This window comes from Maritimimonas rapanae (genome assembly GCF_057837205.1).
The window spans coordinates 598,376-613,726 of the sequence record NZ_JBYQFI010000001.1 but is presented as its reverse complement, the minus strand read 5'-3'; the positions used below and the strand labels follow the sequence as shown (position 1 = coordinate 613,726).

Here is a 15,351-nt window from a genome sequence, read left to right as displayed (position 1 = left end):
TAATTACAGTTAATAGAGAGTTGCTTTTATAATAGACGCCGTTAGGTTGACATTTGTTACAGTAAAGAATAGATTTTTAAAAAATATTTTTTACCCAACTTTTTTAAGTCCTAATTTCTTTCCTTCTTGAATCATGAATTGATAAGCTTCATCATACTTATTGGGAATGTCTCCTTCAAGAATTGCATCTTTTATAGCTTCTTTAATCTGACCAATTTCTCTACATGGTTTTAGATTGAAAGTTTTCATAATGAGTTCACCAGAGATAGGTGGTTGAAAATTTCGGATACGATCTCGTTCTTCTACTTCTTTTATTTTTTGACGAACAAGCTTAAAATTATTTAAATACTGCTTTTGTTTTTTAGGGTTCTTTGTAGTGATATCAGCCTCGCAATGTGTCATAAGATCTTCAATATCTTCACCTGCATCAAAAATAAGTCTACGTACTGCAGAATCTGTCACCTCTTCAGCAAGAATAACAGGACGTGAGCTTAACAATACCATTTTTTGAACATATTTTACCTTATTGTTCAACGGCATTTTTAAGCGTTTAAATATCTTGTAAACCATTTTAGAACCTACAAACTCATGTGCATGAAACGTCCATCCAATTTTTTTATGGAATTTTTTTGTTGGTGCTTTACCAATATCGTGCAACAAAGCCGACCAACGTAACCATAGATTATCAGTGTTCTGTGCAATATTATCTACAACCTGTAAAGTGTGATAAAAATTATCTTTGTGTTTTTGCCCTTCTACTTCTTCAACGCCTTTTAAAGCAATTAGTTCGGGTAAAATACGCTGCAATAAATTAGTTTCTTCTAATAATCTGAACCCTATTGAAGGTTTTTTAGTTAATAAAATTTTATTTAACTCATCAACTATACGTTCGCGAGTAATTATATCTATCCTCGAAGCGTTTTTCGTAATTGCTTTTAAGGATCTTTCTTCAATATTAAAATTCAATTGAGTTGCAAATCGTATTGCACGTAACATCCGCAATGGATCATCTGAATATGTAATATCCGGATCAAGTGGTGTACGAATTATTTTATCTATTAAATCTTGAATTCCATTAAAAGGATCTAATAATTCACCAAAATTGTTATCGTTTAAACTTATAGCTAAAGCATTAATAGTAAAATCTCTACGATCTTGATCATTTTTTAATGTACCCTCTTCTACATGCGGATTTCTACTATCTTTTGAGTAAGATTCTTTTCGCGCACCTACAAATTCTAATTCGATATCATTATATCGTAACATCGCCGTTCCATAGGTTTTAAAAACCTGTACTTTAGGATTATTTGGTAATAATGAAGCTACTTTTTTTGCTAATTCAATACCGCTACCGATTGCTACTATATCAATATCCTTTGCATCACCTCTTTTTAAAATATGATCACGTACAAATCCGCCAATAACATAACTCTCTAACCCTAATTGATTAGAAGCCTTGCTTATTATCTGAAAAATTTTAGACGAAATAGCTTCCTTATAAAAAGTGTGCTGCATAGATTTTAGTCTCTAATAATTTCAACCTTATCCTCTTCATTAAACTTAATGATTCTCGAAGATTGTGTTGAAATTTTTTCTTGATGCAAATTTACCACATAATCAACGGCATCCAAAATAGAAGTATCTATTTCTTTAAATGACTTTGGGGTTGGGTTACCACTAATATTTGCTGATGTAGAAACTATTGGTTTACCAAACTTTGAAATAAGTTTTTGGCAAAATTCGTCTTGCACAATTCTGATAGCTATCGTATTATCTTTTGCAATTACGTTGCTCGCTAAATTCTTAGGAGCATTGTAAATAACAGTGGTAGGTTTTTCTTGATCTTTTAAAATATTGAAAATCTGTTTAGGCATTTTGCTTACATAATCTTGCAACATCTCTAAAGAATCAACTAAAATGATTAAACTCTTGGTTTCTTCACGCTGTTTAATCTTATAAATTTTAGCAACGATTTCCTCATCAGTGGCGTCGCAGCCAATACCCCAAACGGTATCAGTTGGGTATAAGATCACTTTACCTTCATCTAAAAACTCTAGAGTATTTTTTAATTCGGTCTTCACTAACTATTTTTTACTCGAGCAACGGTAGCATATTGAGGGTATTTTATATCCATTGCAGTGAACAAAAGAGGTATATTATATAAAATTGGTTTAATAGATCTACTACCATTTATACCATGATGCTTAACAACTTCATAACCTAAATTCTCATACATATTTCTAATACTTTTTCCTGTAAAAAAGCGCATGTGGGTTTTATCCATCACACCAAAACTTTCGTATTCAAACTTTCTTTTAAACAATAATGGTATTAAGACATTGTGATACCGTATACTTGGTATAGAACTTATAACAATACCTTTATTAGAAAGTTTATTCTTTATTTTATCTAAGACCATGTAAGGGTCAACTAAATGCTCTAAAACATCATTAAAATAAATCACATCAAAATAATTCTCTGGCAATTCATCTATAAAGTCTTCACAAGGTCCAGAAAAAACCCTGTCTAATAATCTTTCAGCCTTTTTTGCTTCAGCATCCATGTATTCAATACCCCACACTTCAGCATCATTCATTTTTTTTACAATGCTAGCAAACGCACCATCAGCACAGCCTACATCTAGAATTTTCTTAGCATCTTTAGGTAAGAAATCTAACATTTCTTGTCTATCGTTACTATAATAATCGTCTGGTTTGTTATTGTAATCCATATAATCTAATACGTTACTTTACCTAAAATGCAAATAAACAAATAACTTTACATATATCTTTTGATTCTTTTTAAATTTGCCTCCTAAGAAAGGGTACTATTTATGGATGTTTCCATTATTTCGATAAATTACAACAACAGTCAACTTACTTTAGACTTTGTTAAATCAGTTATAGAACACACACCTATTAACATTAAATATGAAATTATAGTTGTAGATAATTGCTCAAAAATTGATGATTATAACAATTTAAAATCTATTTTATCAGATTATAAAGAAATTGTTAAAGTCGTTAGAAGTACTATAAACACAGGTTTTGGTGGGGGTAATATGTTTGGAACTCAATTTGCCTCTGGTAAATATTTGGCCTATATAAATAATGACATCGTTTTTATAGAAGATTGTTTTTCTTCTTTGATTAAATTTATGGAAGGCAATCTAGATGCTGGTGTTTCAACACCTCAACAATTGAACGGACAAAAGAAACCTGTTTCTTGTTTTGACTATTTTCATGGAATTAGGAAAGAACTATTTGGAAGATGGTTAGTTGAACTAACTTCGAATAAGGTAAAAAGAGAAAATAAAATTTATGCTGAAACAGTTTCAGCTGATTTTATTCAAGGTTGTTTTATGTTTTTTGATGCTCAAAAATTCGATAAAATAGGTGGTTTTGACACCAATTTATTTTTGTATTACGAAGAGATGGATGTTTGTTATAGACTAAAACAAAAAGGGTATAAAAGCTATTTATATCCAGAAACAAAATTTATCCATTTACATGGAGAAAGCACACCTAACAATTATCTAATTAGAAAAGAACTAAAAATATCTCAGTTATACTTATTAAGGAAGAATTATAATTATATTAAATATTCTATCATTAGATTTTATACTTTAATTAGAATATTCTTTAAAAGTATTTTTAAACCTAAATATTGGAATTTAACTGGTATTATTTTATCTGGGAAATATTTAGAAAATTCATTAAAACAACAACAACAAATTGTCTTTCTAGGTGAAGAATAGTATTACAACATCATTACTTATTTCCACTTATAACTGGCCTCAAGCTTTAGATTTAGTATTATTAAGTGTCAAAAGGCAAAGAATATTACCAAGCGAAATTTTAATTGCTGATGATGGTTCAACTAATGAAACAAAACAATTGATTGAGTCTTACAAAAACCAATTTTCAATACCTGTAAGACATTTTTGGCATAAAGATGATGGATTTAGAAAAGCGATTATCCTTAATCAAGCAATAGCGGCAAGCAATTCAGAATATATCATTCAAATAGATGGTGATTGCATATTGCATAAAGAATTTGTCTCTGATCATCTAAAACTAATGTCTAAAGACACTTATTTATTTGGGTCTAGGGTAAATATTCAAAAAGAATATCTCACTGAATTATTTAATTCTAAAAAGACAAATTTTAATCTATTTTCTAAAGGAATCAAAAAAAGAACAAGAACTTTACACATCCCTTTGTTTAGCAGATTCTTTAAAAAAACTGATGAATTACCACATAAATTTAGAGGATGCAATACTTCGTTTTGGAAAGATGATATTATTGCAATAAATGGTTATAATGAAGATTTTAAAGGATGGGGAAGAGAAGATTCAGAATTGATCGTTCGTCTAATTAACAATGGTGTTTTGGGGAAGCGAATTCGTTACAGAGGAATTGTTTATCATATTTTTCACAAAGAAAATTCTCGAGCTCGTTTAGATCAAAATGATGATATTCAGCAAAATAGTATTGACAACAAACTTACTTGGTGTAAAAACGGAATTGATAAGTATTTAAAATAGCTTTGTTAGTGAAAATGAATTACAAAATACACAAAGGTTATCTTCATTTAAAAGATCATTTTGAAACTATAATTCAAGATTTTGAAACTTCTGGTAATTACGATTATGAGAAACGTAACAAAATGCGCTCAGTAAAAATTGATGGTGTAAATGTTAATGTAAAATCTTTTAAAATACCTAATATTTTTAATCAGGTAACTTATAAATTTTTTAGAAAGTCTAAAGCTGAGCGCTCCTATACATATGCAAATAAATTACTAGAAAAAGGTATTGGCACACCGAAGCCTATTGCTTATTACGAATATTTTTCACCTTACGGAATAAAGAACAGCTACTACTTTAGTGAACATATCGATTATGATATTATGTATAGAACTTTAGTGTCTGATCCTAATTATCCAGAACATGAAAAGATTTTAAGGCAATTCACTCAGTTCACTTACAAAGTACATGAAAAAGGTATTTATTTTAAAGATCATTCTCCGGGAAATACCTTAATTAAAAAAAATAGCGGTAATTATGACTTCTATCTAGTTGACCTCAATCGAATGAAATTTTTTGATCTAGATTTTGATTCGCGTATAACAAATTTTTCTCGTTTAACACCTAAAAAGGAAATGGTGGAAGTTATGAGCGATGAATATGCCAAGCTTATTAATCAACCATATGAAAAAGTATTTGAAAAAATGTGGGGTGAAACAGAAGCGTTTCAATATCGTTTCTTTAGAAAAAAACGTTGGAAGAAAAGATTATTAGGTATACCAATTAAGGTTGATTAGTATACAATTTTTTAAGCTCAATAAAACGCTGTTTTACGCCAAAAGCATTTAATTTTGCCATGGTATAACCTGCTTTTCTATCTAAAAATCCTCTTCTAATTATATAATGATGAAAAAATCTATATGCTGGTTTTATATAGAAATGAAAAAAATTAGGGCTAAGGTTATTTTCTTTTAATTCTTGTGCTCTCAGTTTTGCATATGATGTTAGCTTCTTCTTAAAATCTTCGTAATTTTTATAAGAATAGTGTAAAATTTTGCCGTTAAGGTTGCCTAATTCGCCATTAATTTTCAGCGTTTCATGTACATATTTGGTAGCTTCATATCTAGCAAAATTTTTATCAAATAAACGAGTTACGCTATCGGATTGAAAACCTCCATATTTAAGTGGTTTATCTACAAAATAGAATTGTCTAGGTATATTATAAGCCACAATATTGTTTTGTAATTTAAGAGCTTTTAGGGTTTCACATTGTAGATTCTTTGGTAAACGTTCATCAGCATCAACAAACAATATCCAGTTATTTGAAGCTTGCTCAATGGCAAAATTCCGCTGATCAGAATAATTAGTAAACTTATGTTGAATAAAATTCACGTGTGGGTAACCCTTCATTATTTCTGAAGTATCATCTGTACTGTAAGAATCTACAATAATGATTTCGTCTGCAAAACTTAAATTTCGTATTAAAGAGGATAAATTCTCAGCTTCATTTTTTGCAATTACTATAGCGGAGAATGGCTTTTTATCTTTTACATCTTTAGTTTTTATTAGAGAATTTAAATCAAGCTTGGCTTCATTATACAAATTGAAATCTAAAAATGTTTTTAAATCATCAAAAATGAATTCTGGTTTAAAATGCTGATATAATTCTATAGAATTACGTTTTAAATATTTTTCTGACTTTTCTTCAAACAAATCAGGCTTATACTCTTGTAAGTGAACAGATCTATGAAACTTTCCATCCTCAAAAGTTGACCACATTTGTTTTTCTATCCATGGTGAAAAAATTATAAAGGATGGTTTATTTAAGGCTTTAGCCATATTAATAGCACCTCCGTCATTGCCAATTATCATATCACATTCGTTCATTAGTGCAATATATTCTCGAAGACTATTACCCAGAAGATCAAAAAAGATTGCCCTTTGAGTTGATTTTTTACATCCCTTAAAAATTTCTCTTGCTTGTTCTAACTGGTTTGGTATATAATTAAACAAAACATTTGCGTTTATTTGCTCAACCACAAAATCTATAACTTTAGATATATAATTCAACGGATAGGTTTTAATATCTGAGCTACCAATTATAGAGATCATAATTGATTTTTTAGAGAAATCAACACCATGCTCATTCATTAACTTTTTTGCGTTTGACTTCTCTTCTGTAGTAACGTATAATTTAGGAATAGGGTCTAAATCTATATCTAAATTTAAAGGATCAAGTAAAGATAATCTCCGCTCAATAATTAATCCCAAATTACTTAGAGGCTCATTATAAATATCAACTAAATCTGTGTACAAAAAACTTCTACCAGGTTTTTTATAAGAAATTCTACGTTTAGCCCTAGAAAAAAAAGCAGTTAACCAGCTTTCTAATTTAGAATATGAATCTATTAATAAATCATACTCTTCTTGACGGATTTGTTTTAAAAATCGATAAAAAGCTAGTTTACTAGTACGATGAACATCTTTAAATAAAATTAGTTTATCAATAGCTGAATTGCCTTCTAAAACAGGAATAGTAGATTCATATACCATATAATGAATCTCAGCATCTGGGTAGGCTTTTTTTAAATTATTACAAAGAATAGAACAGACCAGTACATCACCGATCATCTTTTGCTGTATGACAAGAATTTTTTTCAATCAAAGATTTTAAACCGCTACATCATATTCGCGTAACGCATCATTTAAGGAAGTCTTTTTGTTGGTACTTTCTTTACGCTTACCAATAATTAATGCACATGGCACCTGATATTCTCCTGCAGTAAATTTTTTAGTATAACTTCCGGGAATCACAACTGAACGCGAAGGTACTCTACCTTTCATTTCAATTGGTGTATCTCCGGTAACATCGATAATTTTTGTACTCATTGTTAAAACAACATTAGCGCCTAAAACTGCTTCTTGTTCTACTCTTACTCCTTCTACAACAATACAACGCGAGCCAATAAAACAGCCATCTTCAATAATTACAGGTGCAGCTTGTAAAGGTTCTAATACACCGCCAATACCTACACCTCCCGAAAGATGAACATTCTTACCGATTTGGGCACAGCTACCAACGGTTGCCCAAGTGTCAACCATTGTCCCTTCATCTACATAAGCACCTATATTTACATAACTTGGCATTAGAATTGTTCCCTTTGAAATATAAGCACCATGACGTGCCACTGCGTGCGGTACAACTCGTATTTCTTTTTCTTTATACCCTCTTTTTAATGGAATTTTATCGTGATATTCAAAAATACCGGCTTCTAATACCTCCATTTTTTGAATAGGAAAATACAATACTACAGCTTTCTTTATCCATTCATTTACTCTCCAATCATCATTATTAGGCTCTGCAACACGTAATTTTCCTTGGTCTAATAATTCAATTACCTCTCTTATAGCGTTTTGAGTGGATTCTTTTTTTAAAAGGTCTCTATTATCCCATGCAGATTCTATAGTTAGCTGTAACTCGTTCATGTTTAAAATTATTTTTAGCAAATATAATTGCTTAGTTACTATTGGCACAATTTTAGCCAAGTAAAAACAGAAAGCTTATTTTTGTGCAAAATTTCAATATGGGTCGCATTCTTGCTGTAGATTATGGAAAAAAGAGAACAGGTATTGCTGTCACAGATCAGTTACAAATTATTGCATCTGGTTTAACTACAGTTAAAACTGAAGATGTCTTTTCATTTTTAAAAGACTATCTGATTAAAGAGGATGTAGAATTAATCTTGGTCGGTGAACCTAAACAAATGAATAATACTGCTTCAGAAAGTGAAACCTTAATTATTCCTTTTATTCAAAAACTTAAAGAATTGGTTGGTAATACTCCTATTAAGAGGGTTGATGAGCGGTTTACTTCTAAAATGGCTTTCCAAACAATGGTAGATAGCGGACTTAAAAGAAAACAACGTAGAAATAAAGCATTAATTGATGAAATTAGTGCAACAATTATTTTACAATCGTATCTTTACGCCCTTAAAAAATAAAACTTAAATGATATTACCGATTGTCGCTTATGGCGATCCTGTTTTGCGAAAAATTGGAAAGGAAATTGATAAAGATTATCCAGATTTAGATAAACTAATAGAAAACATGAAAGACACCATGAAAAATGCTCGTGGTGTTGGTTTGGCAGCTCCACAAATTGGCAAAGCGATCCGTTTGTTTTTAGTGGATACCTCTCCTTTTGCTGAAGATGATGAATTAGAAAAAGAAGAGCGAGATTTCTTGAAAAATTTCAATAAAATATTCATCAATGCTAAAATTTTAAATGAAGAAGGTAATGAATGGATTTTTAGCGAAGGGTGTTTAAGTATACCGAATATTAATGAGGATGTCTTTAGACAAGAAACAGTAACAATTGAATACTTTGATGAAAATTTTAAAAAGCATACCGAGACAGTAAATGGGCTAGCTGCTCGTGTAATTCAGCATGAATATGATCACATAGAAGGAAAGCTGTTTACGGATAAATTATCCTCACTAAAAAAAAGATTAATAAAAAAGAAACTCGATAACATTTCTAAAGGAAAAGTAGAAGTTGAGTATCGAATGAGATTTCCAAAAAAATAAATTATGACGATAGATAAAATTGTAGCTATTTCTGGTAAACCAGGATTATATGAAATCATTTCTCAAACTAAAGGTGGAATTATAGTAAGATCGTTGGTAGACAATAAACGATTTCCAGTAAACGCTGTTCAAAATGTAAGTGTACTAAGTGATATCGCAATGTTTACGTACGAAGATGAAGTTCCTTTAAGAGAAGTATTAAAAAATATCTCTGATAAAGAAAACGGAAAAGAAACCATTAACCATAAAGAAAGTAATGATACTTTATTATCATTTTTTAGTGATGTATTACCAAATTTCGATGAAGAAAGAGTGTATGCTTCAAATGTAAAAAAGGTAGTACAATGGTATAATATTTTAGTTGCTTCTAATTTTGATTTTTCTACCTTAATTGAAGAAGAAGTTACTCAAGAGGAAGAATAAATTGAACTCACGTAAAGAACAACTTTCAGCTTTTAATCGTCTACTGGACATTATGGATGAACTCCGTGAAAAATGCCCATGGGATAAAAAGCAGACCATTCAATCTTTGCGTCATTTAACTATTGAAGAAACCTATGAACTAGGTGATGCCATTCTTGATAATGATCTACAAGAAGTAAAAAAAGAATTAGGTGATCTTCTACTTCACATTATTTTTTATGCAAAAATTGGTTCAGAAACCAATGACTTTGATATCGCTGATGTCGCTAATTCTATTTCAGAAAAACTGATTGACAGGCATCCTCATGTTTATGGAGATATTTCTGTAGACAATGAAGATCAAGTAAAACAAAATTGGGAAAAGCTAAAATTAAAAGAAGGTAAAAAATCTGTTTTAGAAGGTGTTCCAAAAAGTTTACCTGCCATGGTTAAGGCAAATCGAATTCAAGATAAGGTAGCTGGTGTTGGTTTTGATTGGGAAGAACCTCATCAGGTTTGGGAAAAAGTACAAGAGGAACTTTCTGAACTCAATGAAGAAATAGAAAAAGGGTCTAAAGAAAATATTGAAAAGGAATTTGGCGATGTCTTATTTTCTATGATCAATTATGCCCGTTTTATTAAAGTAAATCCTGAAAATGCTTTAGAAAAAACCAATAAAAAATTTATCAAACGTTTTCAATTCTTAGAAGAAGCTGCTAAAAAAGAAGGTAAACAACTTTCTGAAATGACGCTTGCAGAAATGGATATACATTGGGAAAAGTCTAAAGGATTTTTTAAATAATTTCTATAGAATAATTCAAAAAAATTGTTCAAATAATCTTTGTACTTTTAACGAATAAACTCATTCGTTATGAAACGTATCATTCCATTTTTTGCACTTACTTTTTTTATATTCATTTCTTGTAAAAATGAGCAACCAGAAGCTCAATCTGCCGAAAATTCATCTTCAGTGGTAGAAACTCCAAAAGAAAAACACTTCGCTATTGTAATTCATGGTGGTGCGGGTACCATTAAAAAAGAAAATATGACACCTGAACAAGAAGTAGCTTATCGAGATAAGCTGCAAGATGCGTTAGATGTTGGGTATAAAATTTTAGAAGATGGCGGAACTAGTTTAGATGCCGTGCAAAAAGCAATTAATGTAATGGAAGATTCCCCTTTATTTAATGCTGGTAAAGGTGCTGTTTTTAATAGTGCTGGTAAAAATGAACTAGATGCTTCTATAATGGATGGTAAAACATTAAATACTGGAGCTGTAGCAGGTGTAAAACGAATTAAGAACCCTATTAACGCTGCGCGTATAGTAATGGATAGTACACGCCATGTAATGATGGCTGGTAAAGGTGCTGAAGACTTTGCAAAATTGAATGGAATTAAATTCGTAGAAGATAATTATTTCCACACTGAAAAAAGATATAATCAATTATTAAAAGCTCAAGAAAAAGAGAAAGTAGTTTTAGATCACTCTGCCATGGTAATCGAAAATAAAGAACTAATTGATGACCATAAATATGGAACTGTTGGTGCTGTCGCACTAGATAAAAATGGAAATATAGCTGCCGCTACTTCAACTGGTGGTATGACAAATAAAAAATATGGGCGTGTTGGTGATGTACCTCTTATTGGTGCAGGCACGTATGCCAATAATAACACCTGTGGTATTTCAGCGACTGGAACAGGTGAATATTTTATAAGAACTGTTGCTACACATGAGGCTTCAAGTTTAATACAATACAAAGGAGTATCTTTAAAAGAATCACTAGATAATGTTATTAAACAAGTTGGTGATTTAGGTGGTAGCGGTGGTATGGTAGCATTAGATAAAAATTGTACCGTAGCATGGTCATTTAATTCTGCTGGTATGTACAGAGGTTATAAAAAATCTAGTGGTGAAAACGTTGTCAAATTTTATGAAGAATGAGATCAATCATTATTCGTATAATCGTCTTTTTCTTTTTTCATTTTAATATATCTACTCACTAGTCGAACACCTAATCGTGCAAAAAGGATTATCGCAATAACCATAACAATGTCAATTGTGTTCATAAAAGAATATTTTATATGTGCCTATATCTTAGATGATTAAATCTAAGATTTTTTTAAAATAAATTATATTATAGTGAAGTTTCTTGATAATATTTTATAAATTGATACAGTAACCGTATTACTATGAAGAAGCAAATGCATGTCCTTTCTCACTTGTGCTTACTTTTATTCACAACTTTTGCTTTCGCTCAAAATTCAACTATCGAAGATTTTAAGGGTAAAGAGACTCCACTGTTTCAAAATACAACTATTCTACCTATTAAATTGCAGATTTCTTTTAAAGAGATAAAATCTAAAACGAATGATTCAACATTCATTACCCACAAGTTGGGCTATTTGAAAGATGGTAAATGGGATTCTATTAATGTTGAACTACGTAAAAGAGGGAACTACAGGTTAAAAAATTGTTATTTTCCACCTTTGAAAATGAAGTTAACTAACGAAAACCGTGATAACACCATCTTTAAGAATGATAAAAAATTGAAGGTCGTTTTACCCTGTTTGGTACAAAAGGATTGTAATGATAATATTATTAAAGAATATATAGCTTATAGACTCTTCGAGCATGTAAGTCCTTATCATTTTGATGTCAGGCTCCTTGACATCACCTTAATTGAAAAGCGCAATCGAAAAAATAGGATTCATAATGTTAAAGGAATATTTGTTGAAGATGTTAATAATTTAGAGGATCGTTATGATGCAAGGGAGCAAAAACGTAAAGTACATCCGGTAGCACAAGATAATCTAAGTTCGGTGAGGAACGACATTTTTCAATACATGATTGGTAATACTGATTTTTCAACAGCCTATCGTCATAATGAAAAATTAATTTACAGGAAAGGAAAAACGATTCCGATCCCATATGATTTCGACATGTGTGGTTTAGTGAACCCCAGTTATGGAGTTGTAAGCCAGATAGGAAAGAAACAATTACCGATAAGCCGTGTTACAGAGCGATATTTTAGGGGCTTTAAAAGAGATCCTGCCACCTATGAAGAAGTTAGACAGTTATTTCTAACAAAAAGAACAGACATCTTAAGTACCATGTCAGAAGTAGAATCGTTATTTAAAATTCAGTCAGAATACGACGACGCAAGGCAATATATAATTGATTTTTTTAAGATTCTGGAAAATGACCAGAGGTTTAAAAGTCAGATTTTAGAGAGGGCTCGAAAATTATAAAATTGAGGTTTAATTAAAAGGTAATCGTTCACCATTTTTTAAACCACGATAGTATTTATTATTTTCAATAATTAAGAGTTCACCTTTATCACCCAATTTTATACTTGAGTCTACCCCAAATATTTTATTGTTATATAGTGATACGACTTCGTTATTAGAGCAATGTCCTACAATTATTTGCTTACTTTTAATTGTTTTCAAGATATCATCGATTTCGCTTTCCGGAAGATTATCATAAAAATATCCGCGATACCAAACAGGTCCGCTATTTCCAAAATAATTTTCGTATAAGAGTGTTGGTTGAACACTGTCCCTAAAAACATCGATTTGACTTGACATAGTTCTATTAATACTCTTTATTTTAAAGGGTATTGATAAAAAAGTCTTTGAAATTCCACCATGAAGAAAAATTTTATCATCAATTTTTAATATCGTAGATTTAGACCTAAGCCATCTGCCTAATATTGTTTCTCTGTTGAATAGCTCGTCATATGGAGTTTGTAAAAGTTGTGAAGTTGCCACATACTTTTTATTTAAATAACGTAAATCACCTTGCAAAACCATAAACTCATGATTTCCCAATAGGTAATGGACCTTCCCCCCTTTGGCTTCAGCCTGCTCTTCGAGATTATAAATAAACCATAACAATTCCATCACTTTTTCTCCTCGGTCAAAAACGTCACCAACAATAACTAAATGGCCTCTGCCAAAATTCCAAGAAAGATCCGGATTGATGATACTATTTTTTATTAATATTTCAATAGCTAAATCAAACTGCCCATGAATATCACTTAAAGCGGCAATTTTATCAACCTTTCTAAAAACGGAAGGGTCTGACTTAAATTTTAATGGATAAGCATTAGGTTTTAAATCACGTGTAAAAAGTTCACCATTTCTAATAGTTTTTTCAATGAGTTTCTTGTTATCTATTAATACATATGGGCCATCATTAAGATCCTTAATATTCTTATATATAGAATCCGTTTCATTCTTCTGAACCTTCTTTTGTGAGTATCCATTTATTAAAAGAAGTGATAGAAATAAAGTGAAAAATAAATGTTTTAAAGTCATTACTTTCTGAGATTTATAGCTTAATAACAAATAGCGTTCCAAATATATTTGGCTTTATACGTAACAAACAAGAATTCATAATAGCTAGTTTTATATTAAGAAGTATATGTATTCGCTAGGATTAATTACTGTACTGTTTTGTGCTGCTCTTCATCTTTAACCATCATTGTAATCTCAATTTTCCATAAATCCTGATGAATTTTCAAAGTAAAATCAGAGGACTTTTATAAAATATATTTTTAGGCATGATAGCCTACTCGAGGCTACAGAAGAATATCGCATGGTTTGTTAAGTTGATTTATTTATACATTGCGTCATATTTCAAAAAAGTTCAAATCATCTACTAACCCCAAAGTAAATATAGTATAAATTCTGATTCTAAATTTTTACCTTTACAAGAAACTCAAAAAAAAGAAAATGACCATAAAAGAAGTAACTACAACTATTGAAGAATTAGCACCCTTAAAATACGCCGAAGATTTTGATAATGTTGGATTGCTCATTGGTGATTATCAAACGAAAGTTAAAGGAATTTTAGTCACATTAGATACGTTGGAAAATGTTGTAGATGAGGCTATAGAAAAAAAATGTAATCTCATAGTCAGCTTCCACCCTATTATCTTTTCGGGTCTTAAAAAAATTAATGGTAATAATTATGTAGAACGAGTTGTACTAAAAGCTATTAAAAACAATATTGCAATTTATGCAATACATACTGCCTTAGATAATTCAATCAAGGGAATTTCGGCAAAAATGGCAGAAGTATTAGGTTTACAAAGCACGAAGATCTTGCTACCAAAACAAGGGTTGATTAAAAAACTAACTACTTATGTGCCGAACAAAGCTGCTGACATTGTTAGAAAAGCACTATTTGAAGCTGGTGCAGGGGCCATTGGTAACTATGAAAACTGTAGTTATAATATGCGTGGTATTGGCACTTATTTAGGCAATGAAAATTCTAATCCTACCATAGGTAAAAAAGGAAAATTACATCAAGAAAATGAAACCTTTATAAGTGTTGTTTTTGAAAAACATTTAGAAAATAGTATACTAAAAAACCTACACGAGGCTCATCCATATGAAGAAGTCGCTTATGACATTGTAACTACCGATAATGTTCATCAAAATATTGGTATGGGCATGGTTGGCGAATTAGAAAATACCTTATCTGAAACAGATTTCTTTTCTCTGCTAAAGGATATATTTCAATTAAAATATATCCGTCACTCTAGACTATTAAATAAACCCATTAAAAAAGTGGCTGTTTTAGGAGGTTCGGGCAGTTTTGCGATAGAAGCAGCCAAACGCTCTGGGGCTGATGCTTATGTGTCATCAGATTTTAAATATCATGAATTCTATAAAGCCGATAATCAATTGGTATTAGCTGATATAGGTCATTACGAAAGTGAGCAATTCACAAAAAACCTTTTAGCTGATTATCTTACAAAAAAATTCCGTAATTTTGCAGTCGTTTTATCGGAAATCAATACAAATCCCATCAATTACACATAAA

The 15,351-nt window shown here is 30.7% G+C and carries 17 protein-coding genes; 10 read left to right on the top strand and 7 right to left on the bottom strand.

Annotation, left to right across the window (positions count from 1 at the left end):
- Positions 1-90 precede the first annotated feature (90 nt).
- The 3 genes from AC3IF2_RS02910 to AC3IF2_RS02900 are packed head-to-tail and all read right to left on the bottom strand — an operon-like array spanning position 91 to position 2,731.
- Positions 91-1,515, bottom strand: coding sequence for a CCA tRNA nucleotidyltransferase (locus tag AC3IF2_RS02910; RefSeq protein WP_489165523.1), 1,425 nt, complete (start codon positions 1,513-1,515; stop codon positions 91-93).
- 5 nt (positions 1,516-1,520) lie between these two features.
- A complete protein-coding gene (locus AC3IF2_RS02905) occupies positions 1,521-2,081 on the bottom strand; it encodes an L-threonylcarbamoyladenylate synthase (RefSeq protein WP_489165522.1) in 561 nt (186 codons plus the stop codon).
- A complete protein-coding gene (locus AC3IF2_RS02900) occupies positions 2,081-2,731 on the bottom strand; it encodes a class I SAM-dependent methyltransferase (RefSeq protein WP_489165521.1) in 651 nt (216 codons plus the stop codon). The genes AC3IF2_RS02905 and AC3IF2_RS02900 overlap by 1 nt, the downstream gene beginning before the upstream one ends.
- A 102-nt stretch (positions 2,732-2,833) precedes the next feature.
- Between AC3IF2_RS02900 and AC3IF2_RS02895 the strand changes: the two genes are divergently transcribed.
- The 3 genes from AC3IF2_RS02895 to AC3IF2_RS02885 are packed head-to-tail and all read left to right on the top strand — an operon-like array spanning position 2,834 to position 5,326.
- Positions 2,834-3,757: a glycosyltransferase family 2 protein gene (locus AC3IF2_RS02895; RefSeq protein WP_489165520.1), complete on the top strand. Its 924-nt coding sequence runs from the start codon at positions 2,834-2,836 to the stop codon at positions 3,755-3,757.
- Positions 3,747-4,547, top strand: a complete 801-nt coding sequence (locus AC3IF2_RS02890; protein ID WP_489165519.1) for a glycosyltransferase family 2 protein — start codon at positions 3,747-3,749, stop codon at positions 4,545-4,547. Before AC3IF2_RS02895 ends, AC3IF2_RS02890 begins: the two co-directional genes overlap by 11 nt.
- 14 nt (positions 4,548-4,561) lie before the next feature.
- Positions 4,562-5,326, top strand: coding sequence for a Kdo domain containing protein (locus AC3IF2_RS02885; protein ID WP_489165518.1), 765 nt, complete (start codon positions 4,562-4,564; stop codon positions 5,324-5,326).
- On the opposite strand, the gene AC3IF2_RS02880 is transcribed toward AC3IF2_RS02885, so the two are convergent.
- Both AC3IF2_RS02880 and AC3IF2_RS02875 read right to left on the bottom strand, forming a co-directional pair.
- Positions 5,313-7,190, bottom strand: a complete 1,878-nt coding sequence (locus AC3IF2_RS02880; protein ID WP_489165517.1) for a glycosyltransferase family 9 protein — start codon at positions 7,188-7,190, stop codon at positions 5,313-5,315. The two genes, AC3IF2_RS02885 and AC3IF2_RS02880, sit on opposite strands and share 14 nt — an antisense overlap.
- Positions 7,191-7,199: 9 nt before the next feature.
- Positions 7,200-8,015 carry a 2,3,4,5-tetrahydropyridine-2,6-dicarboxylate N-succinyltransferase gene (locus AC3IF2_RS02875; protein WP_489165516.1) on the bottom strand — a complete coding sequence of 272 codons (816 nt, stop codon included), beginning with the start codon at positions 8,013-8,015 and terminating at the stop codon, positions 7,200-7,202.
- 98 nt (positions 8,016-8,113) lie between these two features.
- Here AC3IF2_RS02875 and ruvX point away from each other — a divergent pair, with 98 nt between their 5' ends.
- The 5 genes from ruvX (at position 8,114) to AC3IF2_RS02850 (ending at position 11,460) form a co-directional block, all read left to right on the top strand.
- Positions 8,114-8,530 (top strand): Holliday junction resolvase RuvX, encoded by a 417-nt coding sequence (gene ruvX / locus AC3IF2_RS02870; RefSeq protein ID WP_489165515.1) that lies wholly within the window; start codon positions 8,114-8,116, stop codon positions 8,528-8,530.
- Positions 8,531-8,537: 7 nt separating this feature from the next.
- The gene (gene def, locus AC3IF2_RS02865) at positions 8,538-9,116 is read left to right on the top strand and encodes a peptide deformylase (RefSeq protein WP_489165514.1); all 579 of its coding nucleotides are present in this window, start codon (positions 8,538-8,540) and stop codon (positions 9,114-9,116) included.
- 3 nt (positions 9,117-9,119) lie between these two features.
- Positions 9,120-9,539 (top strand): DUF5606 family protein, encoded by a 420-nt coding sequence (locus tag AC3IF2_RS02860; RefSeq protein WP_489165513.1) that lies wholly within the window; start codon positions 9,120-9,122, stop codon positions 9,537-9,539.
- A 1-nt stretch (position 9,540) separates the two neighbouring features.
- Complete coding sequence (gene mazG, locus AC3IF2_RS02855; protein WP_489165512.1) at positions 9,541-10,320, top strand: nucleoside triphosphate pyrophosphohydrolase; 780 nt, start codon at positions 9,541-9,543, stop codon at positions 10,318-10,320.
- 69 nt (positions 10,321-10,389) lie between these two features.
- On the top strand, positions 10,390-11,460 hold the full coding sequence (locus AC3IF2_RS02850) for an isoaspartyl peptidase/L-asparaginase family protein (protein ID WP_489165511.1): 1,071 nt from the start codon (positions 10,390-10,392) through the stop codon (positions 11,458-11,460).
- 2 nt (positions 11,461-11,462) lie between these two features.
- Here AC3IF2_RS02850 and AC3IF2_RS02845 read toward each other — a convergent pair whose 3' ends face one another.
- The gene (locus AC3IF2_RS02845) at positions 11,463-11,585 is read right to left on the bottom strand and encodes a hypothetical protein (RefSeq protein ID WP_489165510.1); all 123 of its coding nucleotides are present in this window, start codon (positions 11,583-11,585) and stop codon (positions 11,463-11,465) included.
- Positions 11,586-11,708: 123 nt separating this feature from the next.
- Here AC3IF2_RS02845 and AC3IF2_RS02840 point away from each other — a divergent pair, with 123 nt between their 5' ends.
- On the top strand, positions 11,709-12,767 hold the full coding sequence (locus AC3IF2_RS02840; RefSeq protein WP_489165509.1) for a hypothetical protein: 1,059 nt from the start codon (positions 11,709-11,711) through the stop codon (positions 12,765-12,767).
- Between the two features lie 9 nt (positions 12,768-12,776).
- Here the strand turns inward: AC3IF2_RS02840 and AC3IF2_RS02835 are convergent, their stop codons facing one another.
- Positions 12,777-13,838 carry a metallophosphoesterase gene (locus tag AC3IF2_RS02835; RefSeq protein WP_489165508.1) on the bottom strand — a complete coding sequence of 354 codons (1,062 nt, stop codon included), beginning with the start codon at positions 13,836-13,838 and terminating at the stop codon, positions 12,777-12,779.
- Between the two features lie 417 nt (positions 13,839-14,255).
- Between AC3IF2_RS02835 and AC3IF2_RS02830 the strand changes: the two genes are divergently transcribed.
- Positions 14,256-15,350 carry a Nif3-like dinuclear metal center hexameric protein gene (locus AC3IF2_RS02830; protein ID WP_489165507.1) on the top strand — a complete coding sequence of 365 codons (1,095 nt, stop codon included), beginning with the start codon at positions 14,256-14,258 and terminating at the stop codon, positions 15,348-15,350.
- Position 15,351 lies beyond the last annotated feature (1 nt).

Coding starts and splice junctions, on each gene's coding strand:
- AC3IF2_RS02835 (WP_489165508.1), bottom strand. CDS start 13,838: ATGACTTTAAAACATTTATTTTTCACTTTATTTCTATCACTTCTTTTA.
- AC3IF2_RS02875 (WP_489165516.1), bottom strand. CDS start 8,015: ATGAACGAGTTACAGCTAACTATAGAATCTGCATGGGATAATAGAGAC.
- AC3IF2_RS02910 (WP_489165523.1), bottom strand. CDS start 1,515: ATGCAGCACACTTTTTATAAGGAAGCTATTTCGTCTAAAATTTTTCAG.
- AC3IF2_RS02900 (WP_489165521.1), bottom strand. CDS start 2,731: ATGGATTACAATAACAAACCAGACGATTATTATAGTAACGATAGACAA.
- def (WP_489165514.1), top strand. CDS start 8,538: ATGATATTACCGATTGTCGCTTATGGCGATCCTGTTTTGCGAAAAATT.
- AC3IF2_RS02860 (WP_489165513.1), top strand. CDS start 9,120: ATGACGATAGATAAAATTGTAGCTATTTCTGGTAAACCAGGATTATAT.
- ruvX (WP_489165515.1), top strand. CDS start 8,114: ATGGGTCGCATTCTTGCTGTAGATTATGGAAAAAAGAGAACAGGTATT.
- AC3IF2_RS02850 (WP_489165511.1), top strand. CDS start 10,390: ATGAAACGTATCATTCCATTTTTTGCACTTACTTTTTTTATATTCATT.
- AC3IF2_RS02895 (WP_489165520.1), top strand. CDS start 2,834: ATGGATGTTTCCATTATTTCGATAAATTACAACAACAGTCAACTTACT.
- AC3IF2_RS02885 (WP_489165518.1), top strand. CDS start 4,562: ATGAATTACAAAATACACAAAGGTTATCTTCATTTAAAAGATCATTTT.
- AC3IF2_RS02840 (WP_489165509.1), top strand. CDS start 11,709: ATGAAGAAGCAAATGCATGTCCTTTCTCACTTGTGCTTACTTTTATTC.
- AC3IF2_RS02830 (WP_489165507.1), top strand. CDS start 14,256: ATGACCATAAAAGAAGTAACTACAACTATTGAAGAATTAGCACCCTTA.
- AC3IF2_RS02845 (WP_489165510.1), bottom strand. CDS start 11,585: ATGAACACAATTGACATTGTTATGGTTATTGCGATAATCCTTTTTGCA.